At 33.3% G+C, this 22,066-nt stretch carries 24 protein-coding genes; 23 read left to right on the top strand and 1 reads right to left on the bottom strand.

Features of this window, described 5'->3' with window-relative positions; all coding sequences use genetic code 11:
• Positions 1 to 32: 32 nt before the first annotated feature.
• The 6 genes from JOC75_RS11725 (at position 33) to ypjB (ending at position 4,568) form a co-directional block, all read left to right on the top strand.
• Entirely contained in the window at positions 33 to 485 is a 453-nt protein-coding gene (locus JOC75_RS11725; protein WP_204954261.1) for a YpiF family protein, read from the top strand.
• 144 nt (positions 486 to 629) lie between these two features.
• Positions 630 to 1,136 (top strand): Rieske (2Fe-2S) protein, encoded by a 507-nt coding sequence (locus JOC75_RS11720; RefSeq protein ID WP_146946131.1) that lies wholly within the window; start codon positions 630 to 632, stop codon positions 1,134 to 1,136.
• Between the two features lie 4 nt (positions 1,137 to 1,140).
• Entirely contained in the window at positions 1,141 to 1,815 is a 675-nt protein-coding gene (gene qcrB, locus JOC75_RS11715) for a menaquinol-cytochrome c reductase cytochrome b subunit (protein ID WP_146946130.1), read from the top strand.
• A 72-nt stretch (positions 1,816 to 1,887) separates the two neighbouring features.
• Positions 1,888 to 2,655 (top strand): menaquinol-cytochrome c reductase cytochrome b/c subunit, encoded by a 768-nt coding sequence (locus JOC75_RS11710; protein ID WP_204954260.1) that lies wholly within the window; start codon positions 1,888 to 1,890, stop codon positions 2,653 to 2,655.
• Between the two features lie 269 nt (positions 2,656 to 2,924).
• A complete protein-coding gene (lhaT, locus tag JOC75_RS11705) occupies positions 2,925 to 3,518 on the top strand; it encodes a lipoprotein heptaprenylglyceryl N-acetyltransferase LhaT (protein WP_204954259.1) in 594 nt (197 codons plus the stop codon).
• Positions 3,519 to 3,770: 252 nt separating this feature from the next.
• On the top strand, positions 3,771 to 4,568 hold the full coding sequence (gene ypjB, locus JOC75_RS11700) for a sporulation protein YpjB (RefSeq protein ID WP_204954258.1): 798 nt from the start codon (positions 3,771 to 3,773) through the stop codon (positions 4,566 to 4,568).
• A 92-nt stretch (positions 4,569 to 4,660) separates the two neighbouring features.
• Here the strand turns inward: ypjB and JOC75_RS11695 are convergent, their stop codons facing one another.
• Complete coding sequence (locus JOC75_RS11695; protein ID WP_204954257.1) at positions 4,661 to 5,533, bottom strand: YitT family protein; 873 nt, start codon at positions 5,531 to 5,533, stop codon at positions 4,661 to 4,663.
• A gap of 164 nt (positions 5,534 to 5,697) precedes the next feature.
• Between JOC75_RS11695 and JOC75_RS11690 the strand changes: the two genes are divergently transcribed.
• The 17 genes from JOC75_RS11690 to JOC75_RS11610 all read left to right on the top strand — a co-directional run bounded on the left by JOC75_RS11690 (position 5,698) and on the right by JOC75_RS11610 (position 21,934).
• Complete coding sequence (locus JOC75_RS11690) at positions 5,698 to 6,012, top strand: nucleotide pyrophosphohydrolase (RefSeq protein WP_204954564.1); 315 nt, start codon at positions 5,698 to 5,700, stop codon at positions 6,010 to 6,012.
• Between the two features lie 184 nt (positions 6,013 to 6,196).
• Positions 6,197 to 6,994: a 4-hydroxy-tetrahydrodipicolinate reductase gene (gene dapB / locus JOC75_RS11685; RefSeq protein WP_204954256.1), complete on the top strand. Its 798-nt coding sequence runs from the start codon at positions 6,197 to 6,199 to the stop codon at positions 6,992 to 6,994.
• A 15-nt stretch (positions 6,995 to 7,009) separates the two neighbouring features.
• The gene (gene mgsA, locus JOC75_RS11680) at positions 7,010 to 7,420 is read left to right on the top strand and encodes a methylglyoxal synthase (protein WP_146946123.1); all 411 of its coding nucleotides are present in this window, start codon (positions 7,010 to 7,012) and stop codon (positions 7,418 to 7,420) included.
• 97 nt (positions 7,421 to 7,517) lie between these two features.
• Entirely contained in the window at positions 7,518 to 8,231 is a 714-nt protein-coding gene (gene bshB1 / locus JOC75_RS11675) for a bacillithiol biosynthesis deacetylase BshB1 (RefSeq protein WP_204954255.1), read from the top strand.
• Positions 8,228 to 9,355 (top strand): N-acetyl-alpha-D-glucosaminyl L-malate synthase BshA, encoded by a 1,128-nt coding sequence (gene bshA / locus JOC75_RS11670; protein WP_204954254.1) that lies wholly within the window; start codon positions 8,228 to 8,230, stop codon positions 9,353 to 9,355. The genes bshB1 and bshA overlap by 4 nt, the downstream gene beginning before the upstream one ends.
• Positions 9,356 to 9,367: 12 nt before the next feature.
• Positions 9,368 to 10,585, top strand: coding sequence for a CCA tRNA nucleotidyltransferase (locus JOC75_RS11665; RefSeq protein ID WP_204954253.1), 1,218 nt, complete (start codon positions 9,368 to 9,370; stop codon positions 10,583 to 10,585).
• Positions 10,555 to 11,535: a biotin--[acetyl-CoA-carboxylase] ligase gene (locus JOC75_RS11660; RefSeq protein ID WP_204954252.1), complete on the top strand. Its 981-nt coding sequence runs from the start codon at positions 10,555 to 10,557 to the stop codon at positions 11,533 to 11,535. Before JOC75_RS11665 ends, JOC75_RS11660 begins: the two co-directional genes overlap by 31 nt.
• A gap of 344 nt (positions 11,536 to 11,879) precedes the next feature.
• Positions 11,880 to 12,719, top strand: coding sequence for a 3-methyl-2-oxobutanoate hydroxymethyltransferase (gene panB / locus JOC75_RS11655; protein ID WP_204954251.1), 840 nt, complete (start codon positions 11,880 to 11,882; stop codon positions 12,717 to 12,719).
• Positions 12,716 to 13,561: a pantoate--beta-alanine ligase gene (gene panC / locus JOC75_RS11650; RefSeq protein WP_204954250.1), complete on the top strand. Its 846-nt coding sequence runs from the start codon at positions 12,716 to 12,718 to the stop codon at positions 13,559 to 13,561. The genes panB and panC overlap by 4 nt, the downstream gene beginning before the upstream one ends.
• Before the next feature lie 94 nt (positions 13,562 to 13,655).
• The gene (gene panD, locus JOC75_RS11645; protein WP_146946117.1) at positions 13,656 to 14,039 is read left to right on the top strand and encodes an aspartate 1-decarboxylase; all 384 of its coding nucleotides are present in this window, start codon (positions 13,656 to 13,658) and stop codon (positions 14,037 to 14,039) included.
• 462 nt (positions 14,040 to 14,501) lie between these two features.
• Positions 14,502 to 17,318, top strand: a complete 2,817-nt coding sequence (gene dinG / locus JOC75_RS11640; RefSeq protein ID WP_204954249.1) for an ATP-dependent DNA helicase DinG — start codon at positions 14,502 to 14,504, stop codon at positions 17,316 to 17,318.
• 193 nt (positions 17,319 to 17,511) lie between these two features.
• A complete protein-coding gene (locus JOC75_RS11635; protein WP_204954248.1) occupies positions 17,512 to 17,682 on the top strand; it encodes a YpmA family protein in 171 nt (56 codons plus the stop codon).
• Between the two features lie 14 nt (positions 17,683 to 17,696).
• Positions 17,697 to 18,227 (top strand): cell wall elongation regulator TseB-like domain-containing protein, encoded by a 531-nt coding sequence (locus tag JOC75_RS11630; RefSeq protein WP_204954247.1) that lies wholly within the window; start codon positions 17,697 to 17,699, stop codon positions 18,225 to 18,227.
• 154 nt (positions 18,228 to 18,381) lie between these two features.
• Positions 18,382 to 19,674 carry an asparagine--tRNA ligase gene (asnS, locus tag JOC75_RS11625; protein WP_204954246.1) on the top strand — a complete coding sequence of 431 codons (1,293 nt, stop codon included), beginning with the start codon at positions 18,382 to 18,384 and terminating at the stop codon, positions 19,672 to 19,674.
• 275 nt (positions 19,675 to 19,949) lie between these two features.
• Positions 19,950 to 20,657, top strand: a complete 708-nt coding sequence (locus tag JOC75_RS11620) for a DnaD domain-containing protein (RefSeq protein ID WP_204954245.1) — start codon at positions 19,950 to 19,952, stop codon at positions 20,655 to 20,657.
• A gap of 97 nt (positions 20,658 to 20,754) precedes the next feature.
• The gene (nth, locus tag JOC75_RS11615; RefSeq protein WP_204954244.1) at positions 20,755 to 21,420 is read left to right on the top strand and encodes an endonuclease III; all 666 of its coding nucleotides are present in this window, start codon (positions 20,755 to 20,757) and stop codon (positions 21,418 to 21,420) included.
• Positions 21,410 to 21,934 (top strand): YpoC family protein, encoded by a 525-nt coding sequence (locus tag JOC75_RS11610; protein WP_204954243.1) that lies wholly within the window; start codon positions 21,410 to 21,412, stop codon positions 21,932 to 21,934. The genes nth and JOC75_RS11610 overlap by 11 nt, the downstream gene beginning before the upstream one ends.
• Positions 21,935 to 22,066 lie beyond the last annotated feature (132 nt).

Genomic DNA, 22,066 nt, shown 5'->3' with positions numbered 1-22,066 from the left:
TTTATTATTAAATTATATAGGGAGTGGAAATAATGAAGTGGGTTTCAAGTGATGTAGATAAATATAGTCAATCTAAGGAGTATGTAGATACAGCTATTGTGCCGTTAATTCCTATATCTTTAGATTCTAATTTTAAAAGCACTGTTGCTAAAGGAGAGTTTATTCATTTTGTTAGTACAGAATTAGAAAGACAATTAAAAGGAAGGGTTTTTCTTTTTCCTGAGTTTTCTTATTTAAAGAATGACAATCAAGTTATTAATAAGTTGGAAGAATGGAAAAATGAGATACAAAAAGAATTTAAGTATATCATTTTCCTTACTAGTGATGAATCGATTAAAGAAAAAAAGTCTGATATGATAGCTGATCACGTTATGTGGTTACCAACTGTTCCCTTTGAGCACATGGACGAACAATTGAAACGAAAGCTTTTACAGGATCAAGTCGAACAAATTTTGAACATTTTATTACAATCTTGGAATAAATAATAAAAACCTTTTCATTTCCAGAATTCAAAATCAGGATTTTATTGACCTCACTCCCAGATTGATATATCATGAGTATGTCCTAGTTTTATATATCATTTCCGTATGTCCTAAACGGACTGAGCTTAAGATAGAGGGGGGAAAATGATGAGCGAGAAAAAACATCGAGTTTCTAGACGTCAATTCTTAAACTACACGCTTACTGGTGTAGGCGGTTTCATGGCTGCAGGTATGCTAATGCCTATGGTTCGCTTCGCACTTGACCCTGTGCTCCGACCAGCAGAGGAAACAGACCTAGTGCAAGTAGTTAGTGTTGACGAAATAACAGAAGAACCTCAACGCTTTGACTTTAAAATCAAACAAAAAGACGCTTGGTATGAATCAGAAGAAACAAGGTCAGCTTGGGTTTTTAAAAGTGGAGACAAAATCACTGCGTTATCACCAGTCTGTAAACATCTTGGATGTACAGTTGGCTGGAATAATGACCCGGCTAACCCGAACCAATTTTTCTGTCCATGTCACTATGGAAGATACGAAAAAGATGGGACTAATGTTAAAGGAACACCTCCAATTGCACCGCTTGATGTATATCAACATGCAGTTAAGGACGGCTATTTATTCTTAGGTAAAGCAAAACCACGAGGGGAGGCGTAATCTATTGCTAAACAAAATTTATGATTGGGTTGATGAACGTTTAGATATTACGCCGATGTGGCGCGATATTGCTGACCATGAAGTTCCTGAACACGTTAACCCTGCACACCATTTTTCCGCTTTCGTTTATTGTTTTGGCGGATTAACATTCTTTGTTACAGTTATACAAATTCTTTCTGGTATGTTTTTAACAATGTACTATGTACCAGATATTAAGAATGCTTGGGAATCAGTATTCTATTTGCAAAATGAAGTAGCCTTTGGTCAAATTGTTCGAGGAATGCACCACTGGGGAGCTAGTTTAGTTATCGTTATGATGTTTTTACATACATTGCGTGTATTCTTCCAAGGTGCTTATAAAAAGCCACGTGAGTTAAACTGGGTTGTTGGAGTACTAATTTTCTTCATCATGCTTGGTTTAGGTTTAACAGGTTATCTATTACCTTGGGATATGAAAGCTTTGTTTGCTACAAAAGTTACATTGCAAATTGCGGAATCCGTTCCATTCATTGGACCTACTATTAAGACATTGTTATCTGGACACCCAGAAATCGTAGGTGCACAAACACTTACTAGATTCTTTGCAATCCATGTCTTTTTCTTACCTGCTGCATTATTTGGTTTAATGGCAGCTCACTTTGTAATGATTCGTAAACAAGGTATTTCTGGTCCACTATAAGAGTTTAGTGAAAATCAATTTTTATGAACTTATTATTAGTTTCGTAAACCACCTTAGTAAGGAGGGGAAATTATGCATCGCGGAAAAGGTATGAAATTTGTTGGCGACTCTCGTGTTCCTGCTGAGAGAAAGCCAAATATTCCGAAAGATTACTCGGAATTCCCAGGGAAGACAGAAGCATTCTGGCCAAACTTCCTTCTAAAGGAATGGTTAGTAGGTGCTGTTTTTTTAATCGGATTTTTATGTTTAACAGTAGCCCATCCATCACCACTAGAGCGTGTGGCTGATCCTACTGATGCTGGATATATTCCACTACCAGACTGGTATTTCTTATTTTTATACCAATTACTAAAGTATGAATTTGCTGCTGGTTCTTATACAGTTATGGGAGCAATTGTTATACCGGGTCTTGCATTCGGTGCATTAATGCTTGCACCATTTTTAGATCGCGGTTCTGAACGTCGTCCTGCTAAACGTCCTGTTGCTGTTGGTATGATGATACTAGGTGTTGCTGCAACTTTTTATCTAACTTGGGAATCAGTTGTTACACATGACTGGGAAGCAGCTGCTGAGCAAGGGAAAATCCAAGTAGAAGCTGATATTGATAAAGAGTCTGAAGGATATGCAATTTACCAAGAACAAGGATGTATTTCTTGTCACGGTGATAATCTTGAAGGTGGAGCAGCTGGTAAAGCCCTTGTTGATAATGGGTTAGAGCCTGATAAAATTGCTGACATTGCTAAGAATGGGCAGGGGAATATGCCTGCTGGTATGTTTAAAGGCACTGATGAAGAGTTAAAAGTATTATCAGAATTCATTTCTGGTGTTACTTCGAAATAAAAGCTGACATTTGTCAGCTTTTTTTTGTAAGACTCTTTTTTGAAGAATTGTTGCTAATTAACCTAATTTCCTGTTAGTAACATGGTTTTATCATTAAAAAGTACTATTCTAAGAAGAAAAGATGCCACTAGACTTTATTCGGTGCTGTTTTTTTATATGACTAAAAGCAAAAAACATTACGAATACAGCCTTTTTGAAAGATAGTTTTACAATGGATTCACTAAATCAACCTACATAAAATACATATGAAAAGTCTGGTGTGTGAAAAAATGAAAATGTTTCAATATCTATTAGGACAGAAGCCTATTTTAATTGTCATGTTATTCATAAATTTCTTTGGAACTGTATATGGATATTACTGGTATGGAGATCAACTTAAAGAAACCCCAGCTCATTTTTATATTTTTGTACCAGATAGTCCTACAGCTAGTCTTTTTTTTCTAATTGTCATAATTGGCTTTCTGATGAAAAAGAACTTGCCACTTATCGAAGCATTAGCAATCGTTACCCTATTTAAATATGGTATTTGGGCAGTAATAATGAACTTACTAGTTTTACAAATTAATGGCACATTACCTTGGCAAGGGTATATGTTAATCGCGTCTCACTTTGGTATGGCTATTCAAGGACTTTTATATTCCCCGTATTACCGATTTAAATTAAGGCATTTATTAATTGCAGCTATTTGGACTCTTCACAATGATGTAATTGACTATGTTTTTGGAATGATGCCTAAATATAGCCTTTTAATGAACTATATAAGTGAAATAGGTTATATGACATTTTGGTTAAGTATTATTTCACTTTTGATTGCATACTTCTTAGTGTTAAAACAGAAAACAAATCAACTTCAACTACCTTAAGTCTAGCTAAAATTGCTAGGCTTTTTTTACTATGAAGTTTCTTCATATGCCTTTCCCATCTACCTTAAAACAACTACACATGACTTTACTTAATAGGCTTTAAAGGTTTCTATATACTTCAGAATAATATAAATTCAACATGAAGAAAATAATCTTTCCATGAATAATAAATCACGTAATTTAATAAAAAAAATGGTCTATCCTTGTCCAAATTATCATACGTTTTTAATAGAAGCTCTAGGGGGGACAAGGATGAAGAAAATAATATTCGCTCTCATATTAGGAATATTGGTGATTCATATAAAACCAGCATTTGCAGAAGAAAACTATGATTGGGAATCACTAAATGAGATCTCTGACACAGCATTGCAACTAGCAAAGCAAGAACGCTTTAGCGAGTCTGCCCAACTATTATCTTATTTTGCCGTTAAGTTTGAAGAGATACCAATTGATCGGAATTTTATATCTCTAGATGATTACCGGACAATTACTAGTACATATAAAAATGCACAAGAAGTAGTGTTAAATAATCAAATTAGCATCGAAGAGAAAGTCCGTACATTAACAAAGTTTAGACTTGTAGTAGATGCTATGGTCTCAGAGCATCAACCGCTATGGGGAGCAATGGAATCTTCGATTATGGCTACCTTTTCACAAATGAAAAGTGATATCCAGGAAGGAGATAAACAATCATTTCAGCATGACTTTAATGAGTTTTTAGCTTTATATGAAGTCATATATCCCAGTATTCAAGTAGATCTAGATAATGAGAGAATTAAGAGAATGGATGTTCATATCTCAGTTGTAGAAGATAAATTGTTTGAAGATATCCCTGTTACAAGTCGTACAAAGCAACTGGATGTTATGGAAGAAGAATTAAAAGCAATTTTCGAAAGAATAAAAGAGGATGAAGCAGATCCATCTCTATTATGGGTAATGATATCGACAGGAAGTGTTATATTATTAGCTCTATCTTATTCAGGGTGGAAAAAGTACCTAGGAGAAAAGGAAAAGAAAAAAGAAACGAAGAGAGAAACGGAAAAAGAATAAAATGAATTAGTGTCCTAAATAATAAAGCTGATTGAATGATTTGACGAGTTGCTTAAATCATTTAATCAGCTTAAATTATGTAATACTGCTAATTACTTTGTTAATGGCTTCTTATTTTCATCTAATGTAAATCCTTCACCCAATACATCGTGTACATCACTTACAGCAACAAATGCGTGTGGATCAATAGATGTTATGACATTTTTTAAACGAACGATTTCGTTTTTGCCAACAACACAATATAAAACATTTTGATCCTGCTTAGAAAAAGAGCCTTGTCCTTTTAAAATGGTTACCCCACGATCCATTTCTTCCATGATTCTTTTTGAAATATCTTCTGAATGTCGTGAAATGATCGTTGCTCCTTTTGCTGCATATGCTCCTTCTTGCATGAAATCAATTATACGTGCTCCTACAAACACTGCAACTAGTGTGTACATGGCTTCCTTGTAGGATAAATAGGTAATCCAAGACACCGTTATTACACATAAGTCAAATAGGAACATTGTTTTCCCCATACTCCATCCTAAATAACGATGTGATAGTCTAGCGATGATATCGACTCCACCTGTTGTGCCTCCATAACGAAAAATAATACCTAATCCAATTCCAATCGAAAGACCTGCAAAAAGGGCAGCAAGTGTTAGATCATCCTTTAGTGGCATACTTATTTGATACTGCTGAAATATCCATAAATATAAGGAAAGGCTCACCGTACCAATGATTGTATAGATGAAAGAGGTTCTTCCTAAAACACGCCAGCCGATTATAAATAATGGAATGTTAAGTACTAAATTTGATATTGATGGATCAATACTAAAAAGAAAGTACAGCAATAGTGTAATACCTGTGAAGCCACCTTCTGCTAAATTGTTCTGTATATTAAAATGAACAAGACCAAACCCAAAGATCCCTGAACCAATTAATATAAAAAGAATATTTTTAAAACGAATTTCAGATAACATAATAAACACCCCCATATATTGAATCATAGCTTAAATATTATAGATGATAAAAAGTCAAGGTGCAAATTTTGATAAAAACGTGACGAAATAATTGTAAAATTACCTTGTTTTAGCTAACATGAAATAGAAAAGTAGAAGAGGTGATACCATTGGAACGTAAAAGCATGAATGACCTTCAAAAAGAAGTGGATACATACATAGGTCAATTTAAAGAAGGATATTTCTCACCTCTAGCCATGATGGCTAGAATCTCAGAAGAAGTAGGAGAATTAGCTAGAGAAATTAATCATACATATGGTGAAAAACCAAAGAAATCTTCAGAAAAGGAAAAGAAAATTGAAGAGGAGCTTGGTGATGTTATGTTTGTTTTAATTTGTTTAGCTAATTCATTAAATATAGATCTCGAGGAATCACATAATTTAGTGATGGATAAATTCAACACAAGAGACAAAGACCGTTGGACAAGAATTAAAGAATAAACAATGGTATTTCTTTAAGTTGAGTTTATGTTACTTTCTTAATTTAGTGAAAATAATAGACTAGACTCCTCCATCATAAACAAGGACCCTAGTAAGTTGACGAGATACAAGATATGACCAAAAGTGCATGTGTTAGCTGAACTAAAAGCTAATTTAACCAAGTCAAGATAAAGGAGTTAATAAAATGGAAACAATTAAAATCGTTATAGCAGGTGCGAGAGGAAGAATGGGAAGTGAAGCTGTAAAGTTAGTGGAAGAAACTGAACATTTCTCTCTCGTTGCAGTTGTTGATCATAAATATGATGGAATGAGTCTGAAGGAGCTTTCTGGTTTTGAAGTTGATGTTCCAATTTATTCAGATATTGACAAATGCTTTTTTGAAACAAATCCTGATGTATTAATAGACTTAACAACCCCTGAAATTGGAAAGATACATACGAAAAAAGCTTTAGAAAATGGTGTGCGACCTGTTGTTGGTACAACTGGTTTTTCAGAAAGTGATTTAGCTGAACTTGAAGAGTTAACAAATGAAAAGGGGATTGGTGCAATTATAGCTCCTAACTTTGCTATTGGTGCCATCTTAATGATGAAATTCTCGCAAATGGCTGCTAAATATTTTCAAGATGTTGAAATTATAGAACAACATCATGACCAAAAACTTGATGCACCTTCAGGTACAGGGTTGAAAACAGCTGAAATGATTTCTGCTGTTAGAGAAGAAAAGCAACAGGGACATCCAAATGAAGCAGAAACCCTTGAGGGAGCTCGAGGAGCAAACTTTAAAGGTATTCGTTTACATAGTGTTCGTCTGCCAGGATTAATCGCACATCAAGAGGTATTATTTGGTGGAGATGGACAAACATTGAAACTACGTCATGATTCGTATAATCGTGCTTCCTTCATGTCTGGTGTTAAGTTGGCTGTTGAAAATGTAATGAAAATTGATTTGCTCGTTTATGGACTAGAAAATATTATTGAATAAAGGGGAAGTTCAAATATGAAAATTGCCTTAATTGCTCATGATAAAAAGAAAACAGATTTAGTACAATTTGTAACCGCATATCAACCAATTTTTACTGATCACGAATTATTTGCAACAGGTACAACAGGCTTACGAATTCAAGAAGCAACAGGTTTAAGTATTCACAGGTTCCGCTCAGGTCCACTTGGTGGTGATCAGGAAATTGGTGCATTAATCGCGCAAAACAAAATGGATATGGTTCTCTTTTTTAGAGATCCCTTAACAGCTCAACCACATGAGCCTGATATCACGGCTCTTATTCGACTTTGTGATGTATATTCTATTCCTTTAGCAACTAATATGGGAACAGCTGAAATTTTAGTAAGAGGATTAGACCGTGGTGATTTACATTGGCGAGATGTCGTACATGAACAAGATAATAAGTAAAAACGATAAGGGGTAGTTGATTGGAGAAGCTAGTAATAAAATTAAAAATTTTGTTACTAGATTTTCTGTTTTTCCCCTATAGATACGGGAGAGAGAAATGAGTAAACAACTTGATATTTTAGCTTTTGGTGCCCATCCTGACGATGTTGAAATTGGCATGGGAGGAACAATTTCTAGGTTTTCAAAAAAGGGGTTAAAAATTGGAATATGTGACTTAACTATGGCTGAATTATCTTCAAATGGAACAGTTGATAATAGGCAAAAAGAAGCAATGCAAGCAGCAAGTATCTTAGGTGTTTTACAGAGAGTTCAATTATCTTTACCAGACAGAGGATTATTCTTATCAGAATCATCGATTAAAGAGGTTGTCACAATCATTAGAGAATATCAACCTAAAATTGTTTTTGTTCCTTATTTTGAAGATCGGCACCCTGACCATGGAAATTGCGCAAGGCTTGTAGAAGAAGCTGTGTTTTCTGCGGGTATTAGAAAGTTTCACGATGAAGGAAACAATTCCGCTCACCGTGTAAGGAATCTTCATTATTATATGATCAATGGCTTTCATAAGCCTGATTTTGTTGTTGATATCAGTAAAGAAATCAAAAATAAAATTGATAGCTTAAAAGCATATAAAAGTCAATTTGATATGACAGAAGGCTCTACCAAAACACCGCTAACAAATGGTTATATAGATGCAGTGGAAAGTAGAGAACGACTTTATGGCAAAGAGGTTGGTGTAATGTATGCAGAGGGATTTATAACGAAGAAACCAATTTTGCTATCAGAGGACTTAATAGGTGAGAACGTATGAAGAAAAAATTAAAAATAGGTATAACTTGTTATCCATCTGTAGGTGGATCAGGGGTTGTTGCTACAGAGCTTGGGAAATTACTAGCTGAAAAAGGACATGAAATTCACTTTATCACATCAAGTTTACCTTTCCGTTTAAATAAAGTTTACTGTAATATAACTTTTCATGAAGTTGAGGTAAATCAGTATTCAGTTTTTAAGTATCCACCTTATGATTTGGCTTTAGCTAGTAAAATGGCAGAGGTTGCGAAAAGAGAAGAACTTGATTTACTTCATGTACACTATGCAATTCCTCATGCCATTTGTGCATTTTTAGCTAAACAAATGGTAGGGAATGATCTTAAAATAGTTACAACACTTCATGGTACAGACATAACTGTTCTAGGCTATGATGAATCCTTATCAGAACTGATCAAATTCGGAATTGAATCATCTGATAAAGTTACAGCTGTTTCAAATGCCTTAGTTCAACAAACAAATGAATTATTTCAACCGAATAAAGAGATTTCAACCGTATATAACTTTGTAGATGACCGTATTTATTATAAAAAAGATACAGTAAATCTTAAAGAAGAGTTTGGTATTGACAAAGATGATAAGGTTATTATTCATGTTTCTAATTTTCGCAAAGTAAAAAGAGTTCAGGATGTTATCTACACGTTCCAAAAAATTAAGCGAAAACTAAAATCAAAGTTGTTACTAGTTGGTGATGGACCTGAGATGTCATATGTAACTAAGCTTGTAAGAGAGCTGGGTTTATCAGAGTCTGTCCTTTTCTTAGGCAAACAAGATAATTTAGAGGTGTTATATTCATTAAGTGATTTAATGCTATTATTATCAGAAAAAGAGAGCTTTGGTTTAGTTTTATTAGAGGCTATGGCATGTGGTGTTCCGTGTATTGGAACAAACGCTGGTGGTATTCCAGAAGTAATAATAGAAGGTGAGACAGGTTATATTTGTGAAGTGGGAGATATAGAAGCAATTGCTTTCAAGGCTCTCGAAATACTTATGAATAAAGAGTTACATATGGAAATGGCAAAAAATGCAACATACCTAGCGAAACATACATTCCACTCAGACGAAATCGTATCTCAATATGAATCAATTTATTACGATCTGTTATAAAAAGGAGTTAATATGAATTCTTCCTTTATTGAGGCTAAGCCCATTCTTGAAAAACTGATAAGTTCAGGTTATCAAGCATTTTATGTGGGGGGATCTGTAAGAGATCTTCTTCTTGAAAGAGAGATCGGTGATGTAGATATTGCTACTTCTGCAAAACCAAATGAAATAAAAAAGCTCTTTCGAAAAACAATTGATGTAGGGGCAGAACATGGGACGATTATAGTATTACATAATGAAACACCTTATGAAGTAACAACGTTTCGCACTGAAACAGAGTATGAAGACTTTAGAAGACCTAAGTCAGTTTCATTTATTTCTTCACTTAAAGAAGATCTAAAAAGAAGAGATTTTACGATAAATGCAATGGCGATGGATATTGATGGTGAAATTATAGATTATTTTAATGGCAAAGAAGACTTATATAAAAAACATATTCAAACGGTAGGAAAAGCATCTGAAAGATTTACAGAGGATGCTTTAAGAATGTTAAGAGCCGTTAGGTTTGTAAGCCAGTTAAGTTTTTCTTTGTCCATTACTACTCAAATAGCCATAAGAGATCATGCTCATTTATTAGAATCTATTTCAACGGAAAGAAAAGTAATTGAAATTGAGAAGCTTCTCTTCGGTGATAACTTTCAAGAAGCTTTAAAGCTATTACTAGAGTGTGAAGTGTATAGTTTTTTACCTGGTCTAGTACACAAACAAGACGAGTTAAATAATCTTTTAGTATTTGATTTTACACTTATTACAAATAGAGAAGAACTTTGGACGACTATTTCTTACTTTATTAAACCAATCTCAGTAGAAGTATTTTTAAGGAGCTGGAAATTACCTGTAAAATTAATTAAAGCGGTAGAAAAAAATCTTAATTATCTCCAGTTATTATTAAATGGGCAAAACTGGACAGAATTGTTGATATATGAGGCGAGGATTGATACCGCACTATCTGCAGAACGAATCCATTCGTTACTTGGTGAATGTGGATCTTTAGAAGTCAATCTTAATAATGTAAGGTCTCTATATAAGAGCCTTCCAATTAAAGATAAAAAGGATTTGAATATATCAGGTAAAGAAATTATCGAAGTTATGAATAAACAACCTGGACCATGGGTTACAAAAGCAATCAATGCGATAGAAATAGCTATTCTAAAGTATGAACTCGAAAATAATAGGGTGGCGATAAAGGAGTGGCTGTTAAGTTGCAATCAGAACTTCGAACAAAGTTACTAAAAGCTTTTTCGGAAGCAGATGGAGAGTTTATTTCAGGTCAAAAAATTAGTGAACTTATTGGTTGTTCAAGAACTGCTGTATGGAAACATGTAGAAGAGTTAAGAAAAGATGGTTACGAACTTGAAGCGGTAAGAAGACAAGGATATCGAATTGCAAAAAAGCCAGATAAAGTTAGTGACAACGAAATCCAATTAGGATTAAAAACAAAGATGATGGGTAGAAATATTCATTTTGAACAAACCGTTAGTTCAACACAAAAAATTGCACAATCTTTAGCAACAGAAGGTGCAGTAGAAGGAACAATAGTTGTCGCAGATCAACAAACAAGCGGGCGCGGTCGAATGTCGAGGTCATGGTTTTCTCCAAGTGGGACAGGTGTTTGGATGAGTATGATCATTCGTCCCAATATACCAATTCATTCTACACCTCAATTAACACTTTTAACAGCAGTTGCTGTTGTTCAAGCAATTGAAGAAGAGACAAAGCTAAAACCTGACATTAAGTGGCCGAATGATATTTTGATCAATGGAAAAAAAGTAGTAGGGATTTTAACTGAATTACAAGCTGAAGCTGATCAAGTTCATTCAGTCATTATTGGAACTGGGATTAATGTGAACCAGAAACTTGAAGACTTTCCAGAAGAGTTGCAAAATATTGCAACTTCGTTAAAAATCGAAACTGGTATCCAATGGGAACGTGCTTCATTTATTCAAACAATGCTTTTAAAGTTTGAAAAATTATATTTACTTTATATGACGCAAGGATTTAAACCAATTAAGTTATTATGGGAATCTTATGCAATAAGTCTAAATAAAGAAATAGTAGCTAGAACCATGAATGGATCTTTTCAAGGAAAAGCAATTGGCATCAATGATCAAGGAGTTTTGTTGATTGAATTGTCTGATGGCTCCATCAAAGAAATTTATTCAGCAGATATTGAGATCCAATAAAAAAAGTTTGATTATAAAAGTTGTGATAACTACTTATGGTATTTAACAAATATTTCTGCTATACTTCCCTTGGGTAGTATCTTTTAAAGAACTACACCTTATGAATCATTGAGTTAATGTCTTTACAATGAAGTAATATATGAGGAAACAATCTTGAAATTTTATATCTGCCTTGATCCATGGAGGACTAGGACAGAGGGATGAAAACCAATATTTGTGTATACTACAAATCCTTCTTTCTTTGTCGAAAAGAGGGTTTTTTTAATTTAATATATTTCCTTTGGTGTTTCATCTCCTCTTACAAAGGCAACCTATGGTTAGTTAGATTTAGGAGGGGAAATATTTTGAAAACAAGACTTGATTTTATAAAAATGAAAAAAGACAAAGAGCCAATTAGCATGATTACTGCTTATGATTTCCCTAGTGCGAAGCAAGCGGAGAAATCTGGTGTAGATATGATTTTAGTTGGTGACTCTTTAGGTATGGTTGTTCTTGGCTATGACTCAACTATACCTGTTACAGTAGATGATATGATCCATCATACAAAAGCTGTCAAACGCGGTGCAAAAGAAACATTTGTTGTAACTGACATGCCATTTATGTCTTATCATCTATCTAAAGAAGAAGCAATGAAAAATGCTGCAAGAATCATGCAAGAGGGTGGCGCTGATGCAGTAAAAGTTGAAGGTGCAGATGGTGTAACTCCTGTTATTGAAGCGCTTACTTTTGGTGGTATCCCAGTTATAGCACATCTAGGTTTAACACCTCAATTGGTGAATGTTCTGGGTGGTTATAAAGTACAAGGAAAAAATGCTGAAGCAGCAAAAAAATTAATTGATGATGCAATAAAATGCCAAGAAGCTGGTGCAATAGCTTTGGTACTAGAATGTGTACCACAGCAATTAGCAGAGGAATTGACTAATGTATTAACAATTCCAACGATCGGGATTGGTGCGGGTAGTCAGACAGATGGTCAAGTATTGGTCTATCATGATCTATTAGGATATGGTTTGGGACACGTTCCAAAATTTGTTAAGAAATATGCTACTCTCTCAGAAACAATTGATAAAGCTATTAGTGAATATATTAATGAAGTGAAAACAAGAACATTTCCTGAAGAAAAACATGCGTTTAATATGAAAAAAGAAGAGCTCCATAGTCTATATGGAGGGATAGTAAAGTGAAAATAGTTGAAACAAAATGTGAGTTAAGACATGAGATAGAAAAATATAAAACAAACAGCAAAACGATTGGTTTTGTCCCAACTATGGGGTTTCTCCATGAAGGTCACTTGAAGCTAATTGAAGAAGCAAAAAAAGAAAATCAAATAGTTGTACTAAGTATCTTTGTTAATCCACTTCAGTTTGGTCCTACTGAAGACTTTGATTCTTATCCTAGAGATATGAAAAGAGATGAACAGCTTGCACTAGAAGCTGGTGTTGATTTGATTTTTAGTCCTCATATAGATGAAATGTATCCAGGTGTTCCTTCTTATACAGTTAATGTGAGTGATCGTGTTGACGTGCTGTGTGGCAAATCAAGAGAAGGCCATTTTAATGGTGTTGCAACAGTGTTAACTAAGCTGTTTAATCTAATTACCCCTGATAAAGCATATTTTGGGATGAAGGATGCTCAGCAGGTTGCAGTAATTGAAGGTTTAATAAGCGAATTTCATTTCCCGTTAGAAATTGTTCCTGTTGCAACAATTCGAGAAGAAGATGGTCTTGCAAAAAGTTCAAGAAACGTTTATCTTAATGATGTTGAGCGCAAGGAAGCTCCAACATTATATAAAAGTATATTGAGTGCAGCAGATGCAATTAGAGATGGAGAACGAGATGTTAGTTCTATTAAAGAAATGGTTTCACAAATCCTTACAAATAAAACTACTGGTAAAATAGATTACGTTGAGGTTCTTTCTTACCCTGAATTAAAAGAAATATCGGTAATTTCTGGTAAGGTAATTATTGCCCTAGCTGTTAAGTTTACAAATGCAAGGCTAATTGATAATATAACGATTGAAGTTTAAGAATATCACTTTTTAATTAGGGCTTTTCCTCTAAAAGATTGGAAGAAAGCCTTAAATAAGTATAAATAGATGAATGAACTTGGGGGAGAGCAAATTGTTTCGTACAATGTTAAATGCTAAAATACATCGTGCTCGTGTAACAGAAGCAAATCTAGACTATGTTGGAAGTATCACTATAGATGAGAATATAATAGATGCTGTTGGAATGGTAGCAAATGAAAAGGTCCAAATAGTTAATAATAATAATGGTGCTCGTTTTGAAACTTATATTATAGCTGGTGAAAGAGGTAGTGGAGTTGTTTGCTTAAATGGTGCTGCAGCCCGACTCGTTCAAAAAAATGATGTTGTCATAATCTTAACTTACACGTTAGTTTCAGAAGATAAACTAGCAAATCATAAACCGAAAATTGCTATAATGGACGAAAAAAATAATATAGTTGAAATGCTTGGACACGAACCAGCAGCAACTATAATGTAATCATACATTAGGATCTGACTTTTAATTGTATATTGGGATGTTTGTTTATAAAACATGACTGATATACTTTACTTATAGTCAGTCCTTTTTTTGTGTCATATGATATAGTTAAATTAAGATAGTTTAAACTTTTTTTATTAGGTTATGTTAAAGCTCTATGTTAATATTCCACGATGTTAATTATTTAAAAATATGATATTGTACTCCATACTAAAAAAGCAGTCATCTTCTAGCTGCCCATTAGGTGTGTAACATGCGAGTAGGCATTCAGACTGAGGGAATAATAATTCCTAAAGGATGAAATGCCTTTAATGGAAATCAATATAATGTGACATATCCTTAACTTGATAAGGATATGTTTACGAAACATATAAAAGAATGGTCGTTTATGTACTAAAAAAGCATGGAGGTACAAAATAACTTCAATATTAATTGTTTTAGATAATGATTGAGGTGTTATTTATGAATGAACAACGATACGTTGTATTAGATTTAGAAACAACAGGAAATGCACCTAAAAAGGGTGATAAAATAATACAGATCGCTGCCGTTGTCATTGAAAATGGACAAATAGTTGATCGTTACATGAGCTTTGTGAATCCACTGCAAAAAATCCCTGTCTTTATAGAACAATTAACCGGAATTACTAATTTAATGGTTGAAAATGCGCCTACGTTTGAAGAGATTGCTGAAGAGATTATAAAGCTACTGGATGATTCTTTTTTTGTAGCTCATAATGTATATTTTGATTTGTCTTTTTTACAAGAAGAACTAAAAAAATGTGGATATCAATTTTCAGGGCCAGTTTTAGATACAGTTGAATTGGCTAGATTAGTGTTTCCAACAGAAAATAGCTATAAATTATCTGACCTCAGTGTAAAGTTTAATATGATTCATGAAAATCCACATCGAGCAGATAGTGATGCAGAAGCAACTGCTTTGTTATTTATCCGCATATACAATAAAATAAAATGCTTACCTTTGCTTACGCTTAAACAGTTAATTAAATTATCTAGATCTTTTATTAGTGATTTTGAGGAAGAACTAGATGATATAATTGCTGAGAAATTAGTTAAGTTAAGTGGATTTGAAAGATCTGATCTTGAAACAGTAAGATCTTTAGCAATAAAGAAAATAGAAGAAACTAGTGTTGATTATGATAAATCAGAATCAGAATATAGCTTTGAACAAATAGCAACATTGTTTGAGAATCATGATGGTCAAATGACAGACGTTATTGAAGATTATCATGTTCGTCCTGAACAAATGAAAATGATGAGTGAGGTTGATCATGCTCTTTGTTCACATCAGCACAGTTTAATAGAGGCTCCTACAGGTAGTGGGAAAACTATAGGTTATTTAGTCCCTGCTTTACTGTTTTCTAAGCAAGAAAATAAAAGTGTGGTTGTTAGTACGTATACAACTACTTTACAAACACAAATGATTGAGAGAGATATTCCTTTTTTACAAAAGGTCCTGCCTTTTCATATATCTGCTGCAATTTTAAAAGGTCAAAGTCACTACCTTTGTTTGCAAAAATTTGAGCAATCATTACATGAACAAGAGGATAATTATGATTTTATATTGAGTAAGGCACAATTACTGATTTGGTTAACTGAAACAGAAACTGGAGACTTAGATGAATTAAATCTTCCTTCAGGTGGTAGAGCGCTATGGGAGCAACTACATGTTGATCGATCATCTTTTCAAAATAACCCATTTTACTCTTATTGCTTTTACCAGCGTGCAAAGAAAAAAGCTCAAGAAGCTAATGTAATCATTACTAACCATGCAATGGTCTTATCTGACATTCAGAGAAAAGATCAAACCTTGCCAAAGTACGATGAAATCATAATTGATGAAGCACATCATTTACATCGAGTAGCAAGTGAACAATTTGGATTACGACTAAGTTATTTAGATATACATACTATGTTAAATCGTTTAGGACTTTCGACTTCAAATGGTTTAATAAATAAATTCAAACAACTTCAAGAAAAATGTTTAAAAGAGAAAATGTCAATTCCACAAAAATTAGATAGTGTATTTGTACAATTACAAGAGGAGAGCCATTTATTTTTCTCTGGATTACATGCATATGTATACAAAAGACGAAATGATCCTGTCTTAAACCGTTCTTCCTATAAATACGATCCTGATCTAGAAAATAATCGTAGTTGGAATTCGCTTCTTGAACTTGTAAAAAGAATTCAATTTTTAATGAATGATTATCAAATGCTTCTACAAAAATGGTTTAATCACCTAGACAGTATTAATAAAGAAGAATTATCGATAAGGAATAATCTTATACTAGAGGAATTTAATCAACATCAGTTACTTATTAAACAATATAAGGACGCAATTGAATATCTGTTTTTTGAGAAAGATGAATCAATTGTTAAGTGGATTGAAATTGATTCAAAAGGAGCAAAAAATGCAGTTTCTGTTTATGCACAACCTATACAGGTTGCAGATTATTTAGCTGATGAATTTTTTGCTCAGAAACAAAGTGTCATTTTAACATCTGCTACTTTGACAATTAAAAATTCTTTTTCATATATGATTGAAACACTTGGGTTAAATGATTTATTTCCAAAAGAAGTTCAACTTAAGTCCTCTTTTCCATATAAGAAACAAGTTAAATTATTTATTCCAAGTGATATGCCCATGGTAAATGAAGTTACAACTGATGAGTACTCAGAAGCAATTGCAGCAAATATAGGAAGTGTGGCTCAAATTACAGATGGTAAGATTCTTGTCTTATTTACCTCGTTTGAGATGCTTAGAAAAACATATTACCTATTAAAAGAAGATATTACTTTAGTGGACTTTGTAATTATGGGGCAAGGCACGGGAAGTGGAAGTCCTTCTCGGATCACAAAAAACTTTAGACAGTATGAACGAGCAATTTTACTTGGCACAAATAGTTTCTGGGAAGGTGTAGATTTTCCAGGAGATGACTTAAAGGCATTGATGATTGTCAGATTACCATTTGCTTCACCTGACGAGCCAACTGTTTCTGCGAAAAGTAAATTACTTGAACAACAAGGAAAGAATTCTTTTTATGATTTTTCACTTCCAGAAGCAATATTACGTTTCAAACAAGGATTTGGACGGCTAATTAGGAATGAAAATGACAAAGGAATACTATTCATTTTAGATAATCGTATCGTTTCAACGAAATACGGAAAACAGTTTTTACTATCTTTACCAGATCTAGATATTGAGAAAAAACCAATGCACGAACTCACCCATTTAATTGAGGAATGGATTAACTAAAAAAATTGGCCGATTCATCAGAATCGGCCGTTAAATGGTGTGGGTTAGGAGAAATTTATTTTGCGCTAAAGTGTGTGTTCAACTGTTATAATAGATCATGGTACAACAATAGATATGTTGTTGTAATGTTATTGTATCCAGTAGGAACAGACATATAAGTAACAATATTTGTTTGATGTAGGAGGAATTTGTCATGGAAAGTAAAATTGAAATTTTATCAACTGTTACGATTGATCATTCTGATGATCTCTACAAGGTTGTGGATGTGTTAAATCGTACATTAAAAAGAGAAGATTTAATGTTTGGATTAGCACTTGACCAAGATGATCAAACAAAAGCTGTATTTACCATTTATCGTACATAAAGGAAGTGACATAGATGGGGAAAAAAACAATCATTGCACTAATCATTATATTGCTTGTTATCATTACTAGTATTTGGTTATTTGCATCAATTTATAATACAGCGAGAAGCCAATATAATGAAGGTCATCAACATTCAAAAGAAATTGCATTAGAGAAAGGAAAACTAACATCAATAGATACCATTGATACTTACAATGGTAATATTAAATACCATATTATTTCAGGGGAAAATGTAAACAAAGAACCTGTATATGCCTGGATACCACTATTAACTAAAGAACAAAAAAAGGACAAAAATGATTTGGATGAGGTTGTCATTAAAAAGCAATCATCAGGAATTACAAAGGAAGAAGCAATCCAGGCAGTAAAAAGTGAATATAATGTAAAGAAACTTATTAATGTTAAACTTGGAATGGATGAAGATATTCCAATATGGGAAGTTAAATACAAGGACCAATCTGATCGCTATACATTTGATTATGTCCATTTTAGTAACGGAGAAATTATTAAACATATGGCAGTGAAAAATGATAAATTTAAGTGATGTATCTGCTGTGTCACTATTAGAAAAGTCTGACATTTTTATGCTTTAGTACACTTCATTGCTACACAACTTTAAAATAAGTATAATAGGATAATGTAACGTACATAAAACATAAATTAGATAGACATCGTAGCTTTTTGGAGGGAATTATTACGTGAAAACAACGATAGCTGAAGTAGGTAAGTTTGTAGGACAAGAAGTAACAATAGGTGCATGGTTGGCAAATAAGAGATCAAGTGGAAAGATTGCTTTTTTACAACTAAGAGATGGAACGGGTTTTATTCAAGGTGTAGTTGTTAAAGCTGAAGTTGAAGAGGAAATTTTTCTAAAAGCAAAATCAATTACTCAAGAAACTTCTATATATGTTTCCGGTATTGTAAAAGAAGATGAGCGTTCACCTTTTGGGTATGAGCTAGGTATTACAAATATTCGTGTTATATCAGAATCAGTGGATTATCCTATTACACCGAAAGAACATGGTACAGAATTTTTAATGGATCATCGTCACCTTTGGTTACGTTCAAAACGTCAGCATGCCGTTATGAAAATTAGAAATGAAATCATTCGTTCAACGTATGAATTTTTTAATAAAGAAGGCTTTGTAAAGGTGGATCCACCTATTTTAACTGGTAGTGCTCCAGAAGGGACATCAGAGCTATTCCACACAAAGTATTTTGATGAAGATGCTTATCTTTCTCAAAGTGGACAACTTTACATGGAAGCAGCAGCAATGGCACTTGGGAAAGTGTTCTCATTTGGACCAACATTTAGAGCTGAAAAATCAAAAACAAGACGTCATTTAATTGAGTTTTGGATGATTGAGCCAGAAATGGCTTTTTATGAATTTGAAGATAATTTACAGGTTCAAGAAAATTATGTTTCTTATATCATTAAAAGTGTCTTGGAGAATTGCAAATTAGAATTAAATACATTAGGTAGAGATCTTTCTAAATTGGAGAAAATTCAAGCTCCGTTCCCACGTATCACATATGATGATGCGATAAAATTCCTTCATGAAAAAGGCTTTGATGAAATTAAATGGGGAGACGATTTCGGTGCACCTCATGAAACAGCAATTGCAGAAAGCTATGAAATGCCGGTATTTATCACTCATTATCCGACTAGCCTAAAACCTTTCTATATGCAGCCCGATGCAAATAGAGAAGATGTTGTTCTATGTGCTGACTTAATTGCACCAGAAGGTTATGGGGAAATTATAGGTGGTTCAGAGCGTATACATGATGCTGAACTACTTAAGCAACGTTTGAGTGAACATGAGCTAGATGAAGCTGCCTATGATTGGTATTTACAGCTTAGAAAATTTGGTTCAGTCCCACACTCTGGATTTGGTTTAGGACTTGAGCGAACCGTTGCTTGGTTAAGCGGCGTTGAGCATGTAAGAGAAACAATTCCATTCCCACGTCTATTAAATAGGCTTTATCCTTAACTTATAGCTAAAACTGACTCTTGTAATTTTTAAGAGTCGGTTTTTTATTTGGCTGTTTTTCGATTATTTCCCGAATGGTAGGGCTAAGATCAACGTTGATTAATATAAAATTGGAAGTCATGCGGGATAAGTAAAAAGATACTTATTTCTTCCCGGATACAAGCAAATGCCAATAATGGAATTCAAAAATAAGCTTTAAATTGGCAATAACAACATAAATCTATTTAATACAAAGAAATAGCTCATCATGGTATACTAAAAAGCGAGGTGTTTTTATGAACAAAGAACAATTTATTTATCTTCAAGAAACTGGACATGTATCTATTCCAGTGATTTTGTTTAATTATTATGCAAAATTAGGTATTAATGAAGAAGAATTCATGGTTATACTCCAAGTAATTAAATTCAAACAAACAGGAAATCAATTTCCAACTCCTACTGAAATATCCGATCATATGACAATATCTACATCTACATGTACATCCATTTTAAGAACCTTAATTCAAAAAGGATTTTTAATAATAGAAGAAAGCGAAGAAAACAGGTTACTTTGTGAATACTATTCTTTAAAACCACTTTGGGATAAATTATATACTTATTTGATGAAAGAAAATATAGAAAAAGAGCAGGAGCAAAACAATGAAGAAGATATGAGCTTGTATAGTGTCTTCGAAAATGAGTTTGGACGACCACTGTCTCCTTTCGAATGTGAATCATTGGCAATATGGATTGATCAAGATGATTATGATCCAGTAATTATTAAAGCAGCGTTGCGAGAAGCTGTTATGTCTGGTAAATTAAATTTCCGTTATATAGATAGAATTTTATTTGAATGGAAAAAGAATGGTATTAGAACTATTGATCAAGCAAGAAATCATTCAAAAAAGTTTCGTCAAAACCAAGGAAGTAACATTCAAAAGCAATCTGATAATAATGAAGATTATCAACGAAAAGTACCTTTTTATAACTGGTTAGAAAGCTAAACCACACAATTTTTCCATGTGGAACAAAAGAGGATGAATTTGTAAATGTATTAAACAATTTAAATTAATTAGTCTAACTAGATAAGCAGGTGAAAAAATGTTAACCAAAATACAAATCCGTGAGTGCTTAGACACAATGACAGAAATGTTTCCAGATGCACATTGTGAACTAGTTCACGAAAATCCTTTTGAACTCGTTATTGCTGTAGCTTTATCTGCACAATGTACCGATGCTTTAGTAAATAAGGTAACTAAGAATTTATTTCTAAAATATAAAAAACCTGAAGACTACTTGGCTGTATCATTAGAGGAGTTACAAAATGATATAAAATCAATAGGTTTATTTAGAAATAAAGCAAAAAATATTCGAAAACTGTGTGAAACATTGTTAGAACATTATAATGGTGTGGTTCCAAATGATCACACAGAGCTTACAAAACTAGCTGGTGTTGGCAGGAAAACAGCTAATGTAGTAATGTCAGTAGCATTTGGCGTGCCAGCCATTGCTGTTGATACACATGTTGAAAGAGTTAGTAAGCGTCTAGCCATATGCAAATGGAAGGATTCTGTTCTCGAGGTTGAGAAAACACTTATGAGAAAAATTCCAAAGGAAGAGTGGTCTGATACACATCATCGATTAATCTTTTTTGGTAGATATCATTGTAAAGCACAATCACCTAATTGTAATAGCTGCCCACTACTTCACTTATGTAGGGAAGGTCAAAAACGTATGAAAAAGGTGAAAGTAGCAAATGCCAAATAAGCTACAGAAAATACCTGCTGCGTTTTTATTTCCTCCTTTTGATAAGAATTGTGGAGGATTTATAACTTTCAATGAAACAACTCAATTAGTTGAAGTCCTTCAGCGTGAACCATTTTATTATGATATTCTTTTTAATATAAACCAAGCTTCATCTTATAAACCATGGAAAACTCCCACATTTGTACTACAAGAGATATTTGAGTTGCAACATAGCTTGATGAATCAAATTAAAGAGGGGTTTAGATCTAGAAAACCTAATAAGGATTTGTTAATCAAACTGCTTTCATTATTTATTATTAGTTTATTTTGGCTAAATAAACAACCTGTGAAAAGCTTAGATATAAAAGGTATGGAAATTGATAAGCTTCTGAGAAAACCAGTGAATTGTGAAGAACGATTAACCTTTATATTAAAAAAACCAACACAATATCATGCTTTTATACAATTAGAGCAGTTATTTATAGAATTAGAGAAGATTTATGCGAAGGCTGTAGTATTAAAACAATTATCATAAAATCTTTAAAAAAGAACCGTGGATTATTCCACGGTTCCAGATCGTCGACAAAAGGGGTTCGGAATGGTTTCATTCCGAACCCCTTTTGCGATTTTCTTTATAAATTATCTAAAATGAGCGTGGACAGATCTC

Origin of the sequence: Metabacillus crassostreae (assembly GCF_016908395.1) — a bacterium.
Lineage (GTDB): Bacteria > Bacillota > Bacilli > Bacillales > Bacillaceae > Metabacillus > Metabacillus crassostreae.
Note: the sequence above shows the minus strand (reverse complement) of the source record. Positions and strands in the feature narration are given on the sequence as shown.